Here is a 15,153-nt window from a genome sequence, read left to right as displayed (position 1 = left end):
AGGGCAGCGCGAGAGGAGACAAGGGGCTCCGCTCATGACCCGTCGGATTGAGGACGCCCGGATCCTGATGTACAGCCACGACACGTTCGGCCTCGGTCATCTCCGGCGCTGTCGCACGATCGCGCATTCGCTGGTCGAAGACTATCGCGGTCTCAACATCCTGATCATCTCGGGCGCCACGATCGCCGGTGCCTTCGACTATCGGGCCCGCGTCGATTTCGTGAAGATTCCGAGCGTCATCAAGCTGCGCAACGGCGAATATACCTCAATGGACCGGCATATCGATCTGCACGAGACGCTGAAGATGCGCAAGTCGATCATCCGCCACACGGCGGAGACCTTCCAGCCGGACATCTTCATCGTCGACAAGGAGCCGCTTGGCCTGCAGGGCGAAGTCGAGGAGACGCTCGCCTATCTGAAGATGCAGGGAGCGACCCTTGTTCTTGGCCTTCGTGAAGTCATGGACGCCCCGCATCTGCTCGATGCGGAGTGGAAGGCCAACGACGTGATGCGCAAGATCGGCCAGTTCTACGACAACATCTGGGTCTATGGCCCGCCGGAATTCTACGATCCGCTCGTCGGTCTCGATGTCCCGCCGCATGTCCGGGCGAAGATGGATTTCGTCGGTTTCCTGCAGCGAAGCGTCTCGCAGGACGTCGAGTCCGAGCACAAGCCGAAAGGCGAGTACATCCTGGTCACCACCGGCGGCGGCGGCGACGGTTCCGATCTGATCCACGACGTGGTCGACGCCTATCAGGAAGATCCGACCCTGACGCACAAGTCATTGATCGTTCTTGGTCCGTATATGCCGGCCAAGCAGCGCCACAAGCTTTTGACGAAATGCGCGAAGATCCCCTCCCTCGAGGTGATCGAATTCGACAATCGCATGGAAGAGCTGATCGCCGGCGCCAAGGCCGTGGTGGCCATGGGCGGCTACAACACCTATTGCGAAATACTGTCCTTCGACAAGCCGGCGCTGATCGTGCCGCGCGTGACGCCGCGCGAGGAGCAGCTGATCCGCGCAAGCCGCGCCGCCGAGCTTGGATTGATCGACATGCTCCGGCCCGAGGAAGCACGCGACCCGATGCGCTTTGCCGCCGCCCTCAAGGCCCTTCCCGACCGCGCTCCGCCATCGAAAAGCGCGGCCGGCATGACGCTCGAAGGACTGGTAAACATATCGCAGACGGTTGGCGAATGGCTTGGCCGCCGCGAGCATGAGCACCTGACCGTCGTTAAGGGGTGATTTCACTTTGACGAAACGCCGCAAGATCGTCGTGGTGCTGAAGGGATATCCGCGCCTTTCGGAAACCTTCATCGCCCAGGAACTGCTTGGATTGGAACGGGCCGGCTTCGAACTGGCGCTGGTGGCGCTACGCCGCCCGACGGACAAGAAGCGCCACCCGGTGCATGACGAAATCCGCGCGCCGGTTCACTACCTGCCGGAATATCTGCACGAGGAGCCTTTGCGGGTTGCCCGCGCCTTCGCACACTGCCTTGCGAAACCCGGCTTCTGGCGCAGTCTTCCGGCATTCATGGCCGATCTCTGGCGCGACCGGACGCGCAACCGGGTTCGGCGCTTCGGCCAGGCGATGGTTCTCTCGGCCGAATGGCCGAAGGGCGGCGACTGGCTGCACGCCCACTTCATCCACACGCCGGCTTCCGTTACCCGCTACACCAGTACCATCACCGGCATCGCCTGGACCTGCTCGGCTCACGCCAAGGACATCTGGACGTCGCCGGCATGGGAACTTGCCGGCAAGCTCGCCAGCACGCGCTGGACCGTGACCTGCACGCAGACCGGATTTGAGCATTTGCGCCATCTTGCCGGGGGCAGGCCGCACGTGCATCTGAGCTATCACGGGCTCGATCTCAGCCGCTTCGGCGTCTTTGAAGGCGTGCGGTCGTCGTTCGACGGATCGCGGCCGGAAACGCCCGTGACGATCATCAGCGTCGGCCGTGCCGTCGAGAAGAAGGGCTTCGACATTCTGCTCAGCGCACTCAGCCTGCTTCCGAACGATCTTCATTGGAGGTTCGAGCACATTGGCGGCGGCGAACGGCTGAAGGAGCTTCAGGCGCTGGCGGCCGAGCTCGGCATCGCGAACAAGGTGACCTGGCACGGACCGCTGTCGCAGACGGAGGTTTTGCATCACTATCGTAGCGCCGATATCTTCGCCCTCGCCTGCCGCATCACCGCCGACGGGGATCGCGACGGGCTGCCGAACGTATTGGTCGAAGCATCGAGCCAGGCGCTGTTCTGCGTCTCGACGAACATTTCGGGCGTCCCGGAATTGCTCGTCGACGGCGAAAACGGGCTTGTTGTCCCGCCCGAGGATCCCCAGGCTCTTGCCAATGCCTTGGAAAGGGCCATCCGCGATCCGTCCCTGCGCCAGCGGCTGGGCGCAGCCGCGGAAAGGACCGTGCGGCGCGAGTTCGACCACCAGACCAGCATCCACCAACTGAAGACGCTCTTCGAGACGGAATGGCAGGCAGCGCAATGACCAATGGCCAGGCCGCGTCGCCGCGCGTCTTTTTCTATGTCCAGCACCTGCTCGGCATCGGTCATCTGGCACGCGCCAGCCGTATTGCCGGGGCGCTTGCTAAGGACGGTTTCGACGTGACGGTGGTGACCGGCGGCACGCCGGTGGCCGGCTTTCCCGGACCGCATGTGCGCCATATCGCCTTGCCGACGATCACAGCCGGCGACGCCGGCTTTTCCGGGCTTGCCGACATCGACGGCAAGCCGGTCGATGATGCCTTCAAGGACAGTCGCCGCGACCTCTTGCTGGCGGCGTTCCGCGAAAACCAGCCTGACGTCGTCATCATCGAAGCCTTTCCCTTCGGCCGTCGCCAGGTCCGCTTCGAACTTCTGCCGCTGCTCGACGAGATCGCCGCCATGGACAACCGGCCGATGGTGATGACGTCGCTGCGCGATATCCTGCAGGAGCGCTCCAAACCCGGGCGCGACGAGGAAACCGTGGCGGTCTTGAAACAGTATTTCGACCGGGTTCTGGTTCACGGGGACCCGGCCTTCGCTCGGCTGGAAGATACATTTCCCCCCGCCGCCGAGATCGCCGACAAGGTCATCTATACCGGCCTCGTTGCGGCACCACCTCCCGCAGAACCGGCAAAGCGTTTCGACATCATCGTATCGGCCGGCGGCGGCGCCGTCGGCAACGCCTTGATCCGTGCAGCGCTTGAAGCGGCAAGATCGATCGACAGGCGCCTGTCCTGGGCCCTGATCACCGGTCCCAACCTGCCGCAGTCCGATTTCGATGCCATTTCTTCGGCTGCGCCGGCGCATGTCAGCGTCTATCGCTTCCGCCCGGATTTTGCGAGCCTTCTCAAGGGCGCCAGACTGTCTGTGTCACAAGCGGGCTACAACACGGTTTGCGACATTCTGCGGGCCGGATGCCATCCCTTGCTCATCCCCTTCACCGCCGGCGGCGAAACCGAGCAGACGGTCAGAGCCGAGCGCCTCGAAAGGCTGGGCCTCGCCCATGTCCTGCCCGAGGAAACGCTGTCGCCCCAGACCATGGTGCAAGGGATCGAATCGGCGCTCGCAGTCTCCGGCCGTCCGCCGCACAGGCTCGACCTCGACGGCGCGCAGCGCACGGCAGAAATTCTGCGCGGTCTCCTCCGACCGGCGATCAGACGGTGCCAATCACCATGAAGCGGGTGTATTTCTTCATCGCCAGCGCGCCGGCAAAGGCAATGTGGCGGAGTGCCGTCTGCTCCTTGAAGGCCTCAAGCGTCGGCACGCAATTGATGTGCGTAGGCTCGCTGAAATAATCATTGGACTGCAACAGGACCTGCGTACCCCGCGGCAGCAAGGACAGCCACGCCGGAAGATCGGCAATGTGTTCGCAACTGGTGTTGATCACCAGATCGGGTCGGGAAGTCTTGTAATCGAGCCCGTACATATCCTGGGCGACTGCACGAAAACGCTCGCCCGCCCCGGCATTCAGCGTCTCGGCCACCTTGGCAACCTCCGGATCGATATCGACGCTCTCGATCATCCCTATGTTGAAGCGGTTGTCGTCGAAAAACATCGCCGGCAGCACGCCGTACCAGCCGCCGAGGACGACGATGTGATTAAAATTTCCGCCGAGGCTTTCAAACAGGCTGTCGCGCGCCCATATCTTGCATCCAACCTGCTTGTGGTTGAAGGCCGTACCCAGGTCCGCGTCCGGATATCTGGCCACGACTTCCGCAAGACCTTCGACCAGAGAGCTTCCCGTATAGGCGGCCAGACCGCGGATAATATCGAAGGCACTTTCGTGCCAATCTGTTGTGTTTGCTTCGTTTGTTCGGGTGGTTTTCATCATGCGCGTGTTGTAGTCTGTGCTTTTCTGGAGTGCAAGGAATGCAAGTCAACCTGAAGGATGCCGCTGCCGTTTCCGAAGCTCCCGGAGCGGGAAAGGACATACCGCATCTGGCAGGACTTGGTGCAACCATGCGGCAAGTCTTTGCCGCCCACTTCCTGCGCGATTGCCCGCACGTCCTGGAAATCGGTGGCCACATCCGGCCCATCACGCCATACCTTACCCATCACCCGCTGTCCGTGACTTCGCTCGATCCGAAGACCGAAGCGTATGAGGCGCATGAACTGAACGGCAAACAGTGCCACGTGCGGCATATTCAAGCCAAGTTCCAGCAAATCGACTACCACTACCAACCCGGCAGTTATGGCTTGGTCCTTCTCGGTTACTCGCTGAAGCCGTTTGGTCACAAGGACCCGCTCGGTGCTCTGCTGTTTTCGCTGATCGACAATGCCAGGACTGTCGTCATCGAATATGCGCCCGAACTCGAACGCGCTGCATCGCAGGTGCCGCACATCGTCAGCCGCCCGACCGTCACGATCAGGGGACAGTTCGACCTTCGTCTCCACGACCCGGAAATCGCCGACACGCCCTATGCCGCCCGGCGTTTCTACGTCCTCGACACCCGCTATTCAGTTAGTTGAACCTGCCCATGGAAAAACGTCTTGCCCGATATATCTGGACCCATACGCGCGGTCAGCAGCTCTGGATTCTGCTGGTCGTCGCGATCTCGATGGTTCCCTATTTCCTTTCATTCGACCTGCCCAAGCAGATCGTCAACGGACCCATCCAGGGCCAGGGCTTCGATCAGCCGGGCGCGACCCAGACTTTCATGAACATCAGCTTCGACCTGCCCTGGCTCGGGCCGGTCACGCTGTTTGACGGCATCGACCTGACGCGCATGCAGATGCTGTTTGCGCTCAGTCTCGTGTTCCTCGCGCTCGTGATCGTCAACGGGCTCTTCAAATTCTACATCAACACCTACAAGGGGCGCCTCGGCGAGCGGCTGCTGCGCCGAATTCGCTTCGAGCTCATCGACCGCATCCTGCGTTTTCCGCCCAGCCAGTTCAAACGCATGAAGGGGGCGGAGGTCGCCAGCATGGTGAAGGACGAGGTCGAACCGCTCGGCGGCTTCACCGGCGACGCCTTCGTGCAGCCGGCGCTGCTCGGCGGACAAGCGCTGACGGCATTGTTCTTCATCTTCATGCAGAATGCCTGGCTCGGGCTGATTGCCGCCGTCATGGTCGGCGTCCAGGCGGTGATCATTCCGCGCATGCGACGGCGCTTGCTGGTGCTCGGTCGCGAACGCCAGATCACCGCGCGCGAGCTTGCCGGCCGCGTCAGCGAAATCGTCGACGGCATCGGCACGATCCACGCCTATGATACCACAAACTACGAGCGCGCCGACATCGCCTCTCGCCTCGGCCGCATCTTCAAGATCCGCTATGACCTCTACCAGTGGAAATTCCTGGTCAAGTTCATCAACAATTTCCTCGCCCAGCTGACACCCTTCCTGTTCTACTGCATCGGCGGCTACCTGGCGCTGCAGGGCCGCCTCGACATCGGCCAGCTGATCGCGGTGATCAGCGCCTACAAGGACCTGCCCGGTCCGCTGAAGGACCTGATCGACTGGGATCAGACCCGCCAGGACGTGCAGGTGAAATACGTTCAGGTCGTCGAGCAGTTCAGCGTCGAACGGACCATCGATCCATCCATTCAGGCCGTCGCCATCCAGGACCCCGGCCCGATGAAACACCCGCTGGCCGCGGTCAACCTGTCGCTCGCCGACGATAGCGGCGCCAAGCTCCTGGAGCGTGTCTCCGTGCAGATCCACCCCGGCGAGACGGTGGCGATCGTCGGCGGTGCGGCGGGTGGCGGCGACATGCTGGCCGAAGCCTTTGCCCGCCTCACCTGGCCCGAGAGCGGCAAGATCACTGCCGGCGGCGACGATCTGCTGGAACTGCCGGAATCCATCGCCGGACGCTGCATTTCCTATGTCTCGGCCGACACCTACTTCTTTTACGGCACCCTGCGCGACAACCTGCTCTACGGCCTCAAACACGCGCCTTTGAAAGATGCCGCCTATGAAGGTAGCGGTGCTGCCCATCGCAAATGGGAGATCAACGAAGCGCGAATGGCCGGAAACCCGGACTACGACGTCAACGGCGACTGGATCGATTACCGGGCCGCCGATGCGACGGATCGGGAAGACCTGTTTACCCCGGTCCTGTCGGTGCTGGATACCGTGCAGCTATCCAAGGACATTCTCGACCTCGCGTTGCGCAGCACCGTGTCTCCCAACGACCATCCCGGCCTTGCCGAAGGCATCGTCGAGATGCGCCATGCCCTTCGCGAGGAGCTTGAGGAAGCGGGCCTCAGCAGCCTCATCGTTTCCTTCGAGCCGGGAGCCTACAATACCGAGGCGACCGTCGGCGAAAACCTTCTGTTCGGCACGGCAACCGGTGCGGCGTTCATCGGCAAGGCGATCGCCAAGAACGCCTATTTCCGCTCCGTGATCGGCCGCACCGGCCTCGACCGCATCATGTTCGATATGGGTTACAGCATCGCTGAAAACGCGGTGGAACTGTTTGCCGACCTGCCGCCGGATCACCCGTTCTTCCAGCAGCTTACCTTCATGACGGCGGACGACATTCCGGAGTACCAACTGCTGCTGCAGAAACTCAAGGGCAAGGGCTTCGATGCGGCCTCCGAGGATGAAAAAGGCGCCATCATTCGCCTGAGCTTCCGCTACATCGAGCCGCGGCATCGTTTCGGTCTCCTGACTCCCGAACTGATGGCGAAGATCGTCGATGTCCGCCGCCAGTTCCATGACGGCCTGCCTGAGAGCATGCGCGGCGACATTGAGCGCTATGACCCGGAACACTACCTGGCCTCCGCAAGCCTGATGGACAACATTCTGTTCGGCCGCATCAGTCACAAGCATTCCGACGGTTCGAAGCGCATTCGCTCGATCGTCAGCTCGCTGTTGAACTCGCTCGGCCTCTTGGAAAACGTGATTGATATCGGTCTGGACTTCAATCTCGGTGCCGGCGGCAAGCGCTTGACCGCCGTGCAGCGGCAGAAGCTCAATCTGGCGCGTGCACTGGTGCGCCGTTCGGATTATTATATCTTTAACCGTCCGTTACCCGGTCTCGACCATCGCCTTCAGGATGAAATCGTCCGCGACGTGCTGAAGCTGGTGCGCCGCGACGGACGCGATCCGGCGGTCGTCTGGGTACTTTCGAATACCGCTCTGTCGAGCCTTTTCGATCGTGTCCTGGTCTTCGACCGAGGCATGCTGGTGGAGGACGGGACACATGCGGCACTTGTCGAGAATAACGGTATCTTTAAGGAACTTGTGTCATCATAATATCAAAGGCAAAGTGCATGCGTGCGGCAGGGGCGCAGGCAGGGGCATTCTTCCAGATGGCGGCGCTGGTGCGTATCATCGGCAAATCCGGGGGGAGGAAAATGGGGAATGGGCACGGAAATGCTTCTAAAGGATGAAGTTCAAATGCTGCGGCGCGTGCCGCTCTTTTCGAATGTCGAGCCGGGAAAGCTGAAGCTTCTCGCCTTCACATCGGACCGTGTCAGCTACGATGCCGGCGAGGCCATCTTCCACCAGGGCGACACCGGCGATGCGGCCTATGTCGTGCTCGCCGGCAAGGCGGACATCCTGGTCGACTCCTCGACAGGCCCGATCAAGATCGCCGAGGTCGAAACCAATTCCATCGTCGGCGAGATTGCCATCCTCTGCGATGTCTCGCGAACCGCCACAGTGCAGACGACGACAGCGGTGGAAGCCCTGCGTATTCGCAAGGAACACTTCCTCAAGCTCCTGACCGATTTCCCCGAAATCACCATCGAGATCATGCGCGTGCTGGCCGACCGTTTGAGCCACACGACCAGCGAATTGTCCGAGGCGAGAAGCCGCGCGCGCAAGGCCGAGTAAGTAAGCCTCGGCTTTCGCTCCCGGGCGAGCCTCAGTTGGTCCCGAGCCTCTCCAGTGGCGCATTCGCCGGCGAAGCTCTCGAGGCGATGGCTCCGGTCGTCCGGTCGATACGGAAATTGCCTGACGGCAGACCGGAGATGGATTTCTCGAACATCCTGAAGATGAGGGCGAAGCGCGCCTGCGCCGCATTCACACCGTCCCAATCACCCTCGGCATAAAGTCGGCCAACCGCCTGATAAAGTGCCATACGCCCGTCGGCGATCCATTCGAGAGCTAGATCACTGCCCATCCGCAGCCGATACCAGTCGGCGAGGAAACTTATCGCGGAAACCTCGCGCAGCAGCTCGGCTCTTGCGCCGGCGGCTTTCAACCGCGCCGCAAGGCGGCCTTGCAGCACCCGGTCGGCGCGGGCAGCCGCAGTCGCGCCGACCGCGTCATCCGCCGCAACCGGCTCCATCAGCGCCAGTGCCGCCAGATCGGCAAGATCGAGGACGCGGATGAGCGCTGCCAAGTCCTGCGGCCATTCCCGCTTGAGAAACCGCCGCCCGACCAGATGGCCGAGATGCTCGAACAGGAAGCCGCCATAGTCGCCGACATCCAGCATGCCGCCCGCATCCAGCCCGGAGGGCACAATCTCCCGGTCGTAGGTCTGCCGCAATTGCGGGTTCAATGGCATGTCATCGATCCCGACGGTCTCGATGTCGAGCCGGCGCTCGCCGATGGTGATCACCTTATATGCACCGGGAAAGGCAACGAGCGCCGGCACCGCGACATTGACCAGAAAGCGGTCGCCATTGCGATACTGCGCCGTGTCGTTGACATGCAGATGCCCGCTGAAATGCACGTCGATGCCGGCCCCGATCAGGGCTTCGGCTACAGCCGCAACCGGAATGCGCGCCGACATGCCCGTCCGGCCAAGCAGGGAAACTTCTTCGTCCGCTGTCCCGTCGAGAGGATCGAGCACGGGGTAGTGGGAGAAAGCCAGAAGAGTTTTGCCCAACCGGCGCGCGCGCGCCGAGACGTCTTTCATCCAGTCAATGACGAACCGCTTATGCGTCAGCATGGCGTTCCAGCCGGCGCTGGTGCTGTCGGCCAGATCGCCTGCCTCACCCGGCACGGCGCCATCGACCGGGACGAAGACATTGGCATCGATCATCAACAGCCAGACGCCGGGAAAGGGCTCGATGAGATAAGACGCATCCATCAGCGAGCGCGTCGTTTTCCCATCCGGCGAACGCACCTCGTAAAGCCGGGCCGCAGGATCACCGTCGCTGCCGAACGGCGTTTCCCAATGGAGGTCGCCGGAACGCGGAAAAAAGCCAAAATCCGCCACGGCGTCGAGACCGTCCGGATAGCCCTGGCAATACATGGCTTCGCTGGCGACGACCGACCGGGCGCCCCGGTCGCGCATGTGCGGATCGCTGCTGACAACGCTGTAGCTGCCATCTTCGTTCATGAACCGCTTGGCGCGGTGCCGGCCGGACGCGCCGAAGATGTCGTGATTGCCGACGGTGGCATAGAAGCGCATGCCGTAACGCGCCGCATAGCTATCAAGCACCTTCTTGACGCCCTGGACGGTTTCCACCTGCCCGTCGTCGGAATAGTCACCGAGCAACACCACGTGGTGAATACCGCCCGCTGCGATCCCATCAAGCGCGTGGTGAAGCGCAAAGTAGCTCTCGTTAAAGACGCGTGTCGACCGGGCGGTATCGGAGAGCAGCCTGAAGGTCAGCCGCCGGCCGCCCTGCATTATCCCGGGAAAACCAAAATCTGCGTAAGGATCATGAAAATGCGCATCGGCGATGACGGCGATGCGCGGATGCTGGGAGGGCGGCATACTGTCAAGGTTCCGTCAGCGCGTTCAAACGGGATTCGTTTACTTTCGTATCTGCCAGATATGGAAAGAAAAAGCGAATTGGTGTCTCGCTTAACCCGGGCAGTTTGGCTAACATGATTGAAATTAGGCTTTTTTAATCAAGCCTGCCATAAAAAGACGACGTTAAGAACCAAGTGGAACAGGTGCAGACGGACAGCCGATACGGGCAGCCGTGACTGAGGCGAGAGAGTGAACGAAAACGTGTTTCGGGTGAGGTTATGGGGAGTGCGCGGCAGTCTCCCGGTCTCGGGAGCCGAATTTCAACACTATGGCGGCAACACCATCTGCATCGAAATGCAATGCGGACCGCATAGATTGCTGTTCGATGCCGGCTCCGGGCTGATGCCGGCCGGCCAGGCGCTCAAAGCCGCCGGCGTTGCCGATTTCAATCTGTTCTTCACCCACTGTCACTACGACCATATCATCGGCCTGCCCTATCTGCCGGCACTGTTCGATCCGCATGCTTCGGTGACGCTGTGGTCGGGACATCTGGCCGGGCGCATGTCGACCCGCCAGATGATCGGTGAATTCATGCGGCCGCCCTGGTTTCCGGTTGAACCTGACATCTGCCGCGCCGCCATCAATTGCCGCGATTTCCGCTCCGGCGACGTGCTGGCTCCCTATGAGGACGTGGCGATCAAGACCGGCAGTCTCAACCATCCCGGTGGTGCGATCGGCTACCGGGTGGAATGGGGAGGCCGCGCGGTGGCGCTCGTCACGGATACGGAGCATCGGCCGGGAACGCTCGATCCGGCCGTCCTCGATCTCATCGATGGCGCCGATCTCTTCCTCTACGACTGCATGTATACCGACGAGGAGATGCCGCGCCATGTCGGCTACGGCCATTCCTCCTGGCAGCAGGCCATCCGCCTCGCCAAGGCCGCCCGCGCCAAACGGGTTGCCTTCATCCACCACTCACCGCTGCGCACCGACCGCGAACTCGACGCCATCCAACGGCTCGCCGTGCAGGAATTCAAGGGCGCCTTCATGGCACGTGACGGCCAGGCGATCGATCTCTGAACAAGTCGGGCGTCAAGGCCTGACACCCCGCTCCTATTGATCTCGCAGAATATCCGTGACCCGGCACCAGCGGCAGGCAGGGTGGCGCGCGGTGCTCTTGAAAAGAGCGTTCATGAAATCCCAGACGACCTCGTCATGAACGAGATGATGCGTCAAGAGCCCCAGCGATCCGCCCTGATCGAACATCTGCCCGAGACGCGCGACGATCTCCGCGGCAAGCGCCATCCGGTCGCGTCCGCCGCGCGTGCCGTGCCAGTCCATGACATCGACATGCGTATTCACCACCGGCAGGGCGGACGGTTTTTCCGGGCCGTAGACCGACAGCGCCTCAAAGCCGATGCCGGCAAGCTGCGGCACGAGCGCTGCATCGATCCGGTTCCACGGCGGCACGAGGATAGGGACGAAACGGTTCGGGTGCAGGTCGGCTAGATGACTGAACCCCCGTTGCAACTCGCCGAGCACGTCCGAAGCCGGGCGATGGCGGCCAAGCTCCTGCTTCTTTTCGTCGGCGCCCGCATGGTTCACATGCGACCAGCCGTGCACCGCAACGGCGCATGACGGCTCGCGCTCCAGTCTGCGAGCGAGCGCATCACCGGTATGGGCCGGAATGACGGCGAGCGTCAGCGGTACGGAAAATGCCCCGGTTATCTCGAGCAGCCGCTCGAGCGGCTCGCTCGGCTCGACCGCATCATCGTCCCTCAGCCAGAAGGGCGCGACCTTGCGCGCCTGCTGCCACCGGTCCAGTTCCTCGGTGATGATCCTGGCAAAATCGTCCATTTCATTCCGCCCGCTTGAGATGCTGATCAAGGATAGCGCCCAACCGCACGGCGGCCCGATCGAGCGAGCGCTCCTCGCCGGCAAAAATCCGTGCCGCTGCGGCAAGCGCGCTGCGCTCCCCGTCCCGCATCAGCAGCCGTTCGATCGCTTTCGCATAGGCGTCGATATCGCCCGGCGGCGTCAGCAGGCCGCTATGTCCGTGCGCCACGACTTCCGGCACCCCGGCGATCTCCTGTGCCACGACCGGCAGGCCGGCCGCCTGCGCTTCGAGATAGGCGAGACCATAGGCCTCGCCGCAGCCGGGCCAGACATAGAGCGCGCTCTTCGACAGGAGATCGGCGATCTCGCCAGCCGTCTTCTCTCCGTGCCAGACAACGCGTCCTTCGTCGAAGCCGGCAAAAAGCGCCCTCACCTCGTCCGCACGCGGTCCATCACCAACGATGGACAGTTGCCAGGGCAGATGAGCCAGTCGTGCAAGGGCCTCCGCGAGCATGACATAGCTTTGCATCTTGTCGCCGGAGCGCATCATCGCCACGGTGATCAGTTGTCCGGGCTGAGGCGCAGGTTGCCTGTCGAGCAGCAGGCCCGAATCGATGAAGGGCGGCAGCAGGGCGAGCCGCGCATCCGGAGCGACTGCCGCAAGCCCATCGCGGTCGCGTCTCGTCAGGCAAATGTTTACCGAAGCGAGCTTCACCGCCTCCAGCACATTCGCTTGCATTTCCGCCCACAGGCCGGTGTTGCGTCGCGCGGAATAGGACGCTTCCGCCGTGACATAATCCAGGCCGAAATCGCGGGCAAGCGCCGGGCCAATTAGATCGGGCGCCTTGTAGTAGGGGTGGTAACAGAACCAGGCGTCCGGTCGACCGCCTTCTCGCCAGCGCGCCGAAAGCCGCCCCCTCTCCGCTTCCGCCGCGGCTGCCAAAGCCCCGACCGCCGCGCTCGATGCCTCGGGCATGAAGGCGCGCAGTTCCGAAGCGATCTCCACCTGATGCCCCGCGCGTTCCAGCGCCGCCATCAGAAGACGCGCCATCAGCCGGTCGCCGGAGGGAACCGGATGGTTGGGCGATTTCAGCGGGCAATAGAAGGCAATCTTCATCAGAAGGCGGTTTAGAGCATGATGCCGAAAAGTGTAAGCGGTTTTCGGAATCATCGCGCACTTGTGCATTCACCAGAACGGCAGACGCCGGGAAATTCTACCGCCCGAACGCTAGTTCGGTTTCGGCATCGAAGAGATGCAGCGCATCGTCGTCGAAGGCGAAAGCCTGCGTGGTGCCCACTGCCAGCTTTGTGCGCGGCGGCAGGCAGGCGGTGACCCGCTGCCCGCTGACGCGGCCGGTGACCACCAGTTCCGGCCCCGTCAGTTCGACAACCTCGACCGCGACCTTCAGCGCAGACTGCCCTTCGCCGTCCTCGGTCAGCCGCAGCGCTTCCGGGCGAATGCCGACCTTGACGCGCCTGCCGGGAGGGACGGCATTTTTGAAACGGACAGGCAGCGCGATGAGGCCGTCCGACCCGTCAAGCCGGAGGCTTTCGCCCGTCACCACGCCGTCCAGGACGTTCATCGGCGGTGAGCCGACGAAACCGGCGACATAGAGCGTGGCGGGATGGTCGTACACCTCCTCCGGCGTTCCCAACTGCTCGATCCGGCCATTGCGCATCACCGCAATCCGGGTTGCCAGCGTCATCGCCTCGATCTGGTCATGGGTGACGTAGACGATCGTCGTGCCCAGCATCTGGTGCAATCGCTTCAGCTCGGTGCGCATCTCCATGCGCAGCTTGGCGTCGAGATTGGACAGCGGTTCGTCGAAGAGAAAGACCTGCGGCTTGCGGACCAGCGCCCGACCGATCGCGACGCGCTGGCGCTGACCGCCGGAAAGCTGGCCGGGCTTGCGATCCAGCAGGTTCTCGATCTGCAGCAGCTTTGCCGTATCCAGAACGGCCTTTTCCCGCTCGGCAGCTGGAACGCCGCGCATCTCCAGGCCAAAACCGATGTTGCGGCGAACGGACAAGTTCGGATAGAGCGCATAGGACTGGAAGACCATCGCGATGTCGCGATCCTTGGGATGCACGCCCAGAACCGACCGCCCGCCGATCCTGACATCGCCGCCGGATGCCTCGGCAAGCCCGGCAATGATGTTGAGCAGGGTCGACTTGCCGCAGCCGGATGACCCGAGAAGCACCAGGAATTCGCCGCTCTCGAGCGAGATGTCGATGCCCTTCAGCGTTTCGATCGCGCCGTAGGTCTTGCGGATGTTGTCGATCTCGAGCGCGCTCATGACGCGGCCCCCGCGGACGCGGCAGACAGCGGGCTGCCATAGCTGCGGGGAAGCGTGGAAATGGCGCGCGAGGCGACGCGGGTGCCGGCTGCCAGGCAATCGGAGAGCGGCAGGCCATCCGCCAGCGCGGCGAGGAAAGCCGCATTGAAGACATCGCCGGCACCGATCGTGTCGACGACCTGGACACTGGGGGCCGCGACGGAAGCGAACGTGCCATCGGCATCGATGGCAATGGCGCCTTCGGGACCGCGCTTGACGACGACGATCGCGCCCTCCGGCATATGGCGCTTGATCTCTCCCGCAGCCTCGACCGCGTCGGAGAGGGCGGAAAGCGTGGTCGCTTCCACCTCGTTCAGGAGGGCGCAGCCGCAACGGGAAAGCCAGTCGCGGGTGGCCTGCCGGTTCGCCTCGGTCCAGCCGTCGAGCGGCCAGCCGGTATCGAGCGCCAGCGTGACGCCATGGCTGTCGGCCCAGTCGAACAGGGCAGGATAATCGCCGGTCAAGTCGTCGGTGAGGAAGGAACCGCAGAGCAGCGCATAGCCACCCGACAGCCGCGAACCATCGAGCGCGGCAAGCACGTCCGTGAGCGAGAAGCGTGGCAGGTGGCCGCGCGTGGTGAAGAAGGTCCGCTCGCCGTCGGGATGGGTGATGCCGACCGAAAGCGTGGTGCCTTCCGGCCGGATCGGCCATTTTTCAGCGCGGCTGCCGAAGGTTTCGCGCAGCCAGCGACCGAACTCGTCGGTGCCGGTGTTGGCACTGATGTCGAAATCGACGCCGAGCGCTTCCAGGGCAAGTGCTGCGTTGCCGGCCGAACCGCCGACACGCAACTCGTCATGATCGACGATGATCTCGGTCCCCGGCTTCGGCCAAGGCTCCGCGGGCCCCAGGATGAGGTCGACATTGACGTTTCCGATGACGGCAAGCGGACGCATG

General features: G+C 62.8%; 13 protein-coding genes. 7 read left to right on the top strand and 6 right to left on the bottom strand.

The features are described 5' to 3' along the window. Positions 1–34 precede the first annotated feature (34 nt). The 3 genes from A3AY_RS0116045 to A3AY_RS0116035 are packed head-to-tail and all read left to right on the top strand — an operon-like array spanning position 35 to position 3,670. Positions 35–1,243, top strand: coding sequence for a glycosyltransferase family protein (locus A3AY_RS0116045; RefSeq protein ID WP_018326674.1), 1,209 nt, complete (start codon positions 35–37; stop codon positions 1,241–1,243). A gap of 7 nt (positions 1,244–1,250) precedes the next feature. Next, the gene (locus A3AY_RS0116040) at positions 1,251–2,498 is read left to right on the top strand and encodes a glycosyltransferase (RefSeq protein WP_018326673.1); all 1,248 of its coding nucleotides are present in this window, start codon (positions 1,251–1,253) and stop codon (positions 2,496–2,498) included. Next, positions 2,480–3,670, top strand: coding sequence for a glycosyltransferase family protein (locus tag A3AY_RS0116035; protein ID WP_018326672.1), 1,191 nt, complete (start codon positions 2,480–2,482; stop codon positions 3,668–3,670). Before A3AY_RS0116040 ends, A3AY_RS0116035 begins: the two co-directional genes overlap by 19 nt. Here the strand turns inward: A3AY_RS0116035 and A3AY_RS0116030 are convergent. Beyond that, on the bottom strand, positions 3,648–4,325 hold the full coding sequence (locus tag A3AY_RS0116030; protein WP_018326671.1) for a class I SAM-dependent methyltransferase: 678 nt from the start codon (positions 4,323–4,325) through the stop codon (positions 3,648–3,650). The two genes, A3AY_RS0116035 and A3AY_RS0116030, sit on opposite strands and share 23 nt — an antisense overlap. Before the next feature lie 38 nt (positions 4,326–4,363). Between A3AY_RS0116030 and A3AY_RS0116025 the strand changes: the two genes are divergently transcribed. The 3 genes from A3AY_RS0116025 (at position 4,364) to A3AY_RS0116015 (ending at position 8,271) form a co-directional block, all read left to right on the top strand. Beyond that, a complete protein-coding gene (locus A3AY_RS0116025; RefSeq protein ID WP_018326670.1) occupies positions 4,364–4,963 on the top strand; it encodes a hypothetical protein in 600 nt (199 codons plus the stop codon). 8 nt (positions 4,964–4,971) lie between these two features. Beyond that, positions 4,972–7,689, top strand: a complete 2,718-nt coding sequence (locus A3AY_RS0116020; RefSeq protein ID WP_018326669.1) for an ABC transporter transmembrane domain-containing protein — start codon at positions 4,972–4,974, stop codon at positions 7,687–7,689. A gap of 120 nt (positions 7,690–7,809) precedes the next feature. Further along, a complete protein-coding gene (locus A3AY_RS0116015; RefSeq protein WP_026203499.1) occupies positions 7,810–8,271 on the top strand; it encodes a cyclic nucleotide-binding domain-containing protein in 462 nt (153 codons plus the stop codon). A 31-nt stretch (positions 8,272–8,302) separates the two neighbouring features. Here A3AY_RS0116015 and A3AY_RS35415 read toward each other — a convergent pair whose 3' ends face one another. Further along, positions 8,303–10,108 (bottom strand): metallophosphoesterase family protein, encoded by a 1,806-nt coding sequence (locus tag A3AY_RS35415; protein ID WP_018326667.1) that lies wholly within the window; start codon positions 10,106–10,108, stop codon positions 8,303–8,305. A gap of 228 nt (positions 10,109–10,336) precedes the next feature. Here A3AY_RS35415 and A3AY_RS0116005 point away from each other — a divergent pair, with 228 nt between their 5' ends. Beyond that, a complete protein-coding gene (locus tag A3AY_RS0116005) occupies positions 10,337–11,167 on the top strand; it encodes an MBL fold metallo-hydrolase (RefSeq protein WP_026203498.1) in 831 nt (276 codons plus the stop codon). 33 nt (positions 11,168–11,200) lie between these two features. Here the strand turns inward: A3AY_RS0116005 and A3AY_RS0116000 are convergent, their stop codons facing one another. The 4 genes from A3AY_RS0116000 to A3AY_RS0115985 form a co-directional block, all read right to left on the bottom strand. After that, positions 11,201–11,944 carry a polysaccharide deacetylase family protein gene (locus A3AY_RS0116000; protein WP_018326665.1) on the bottom strand — a complete coding sequence of 248 codons (744 nt, stop codon included), beginning with the start codon at positions 11,942–11,944 and terminating at the stop codon, positions 11,201–11,203. Position 11,945: 1 nt separating this feature from the next. Further along, positions 11,946–13,040 carry a glycosyltransferase family 4 protein gene (locus A3AY_RS0115995; protein ID WP_026203497.1) on the bottom strand — a complete coding sequence of 365 codons (1,095 nt, stop codon included), beginning with the start codon at positions 13,038–13,040 and terminating at the stop codon, positions 11,946–11,948. Between the two features lie 97 nt (positions 13,041–13,137). Beyond that, on the bottom strand, positions 13,138–14,220 hold the full coding sequence (locus tag A3AY_RS0115990; RefSeq protein ID WP_018326663.1) for an ABC transporter ATP-binding protein: 1,083 nt from the start codon (positions 14,218–14,220) through the stop codon (positions 13,138–13,140). After that, on the bottom strand, positions 14,217–15,152 hold the full coding sequence (locus tag A3AY_RS0115985; protein WP_018326662.1) for a PfkB family carbohydrate kinase: 936 nt from the start codon (positions 15,150–15,152) through the stop codon (positions 14,217–14,219). Before A3AY_RS0115985 ends, A3AY_RS0115990 begins: the two co-directional genes overlap by 4 nt. Position 15,153: the final 1 nt, after the last annotated feature.

Origin of the sequence: Rhizobium giardinii bv. giardinii H152 (assembly GCF_000379605.1) — a bacterium.
Lineage (GTDB): Bacteria > Pseudomonadota > Alphaproteobacteria > Rhizobiales > Rhizobiaceae > Pararhizobium > Pararhizobium giardinii.
Note: the sequence above shows the minus strand (reverse complement) of the source record. Positions and strands in the feature narration are given on the sequence as shown.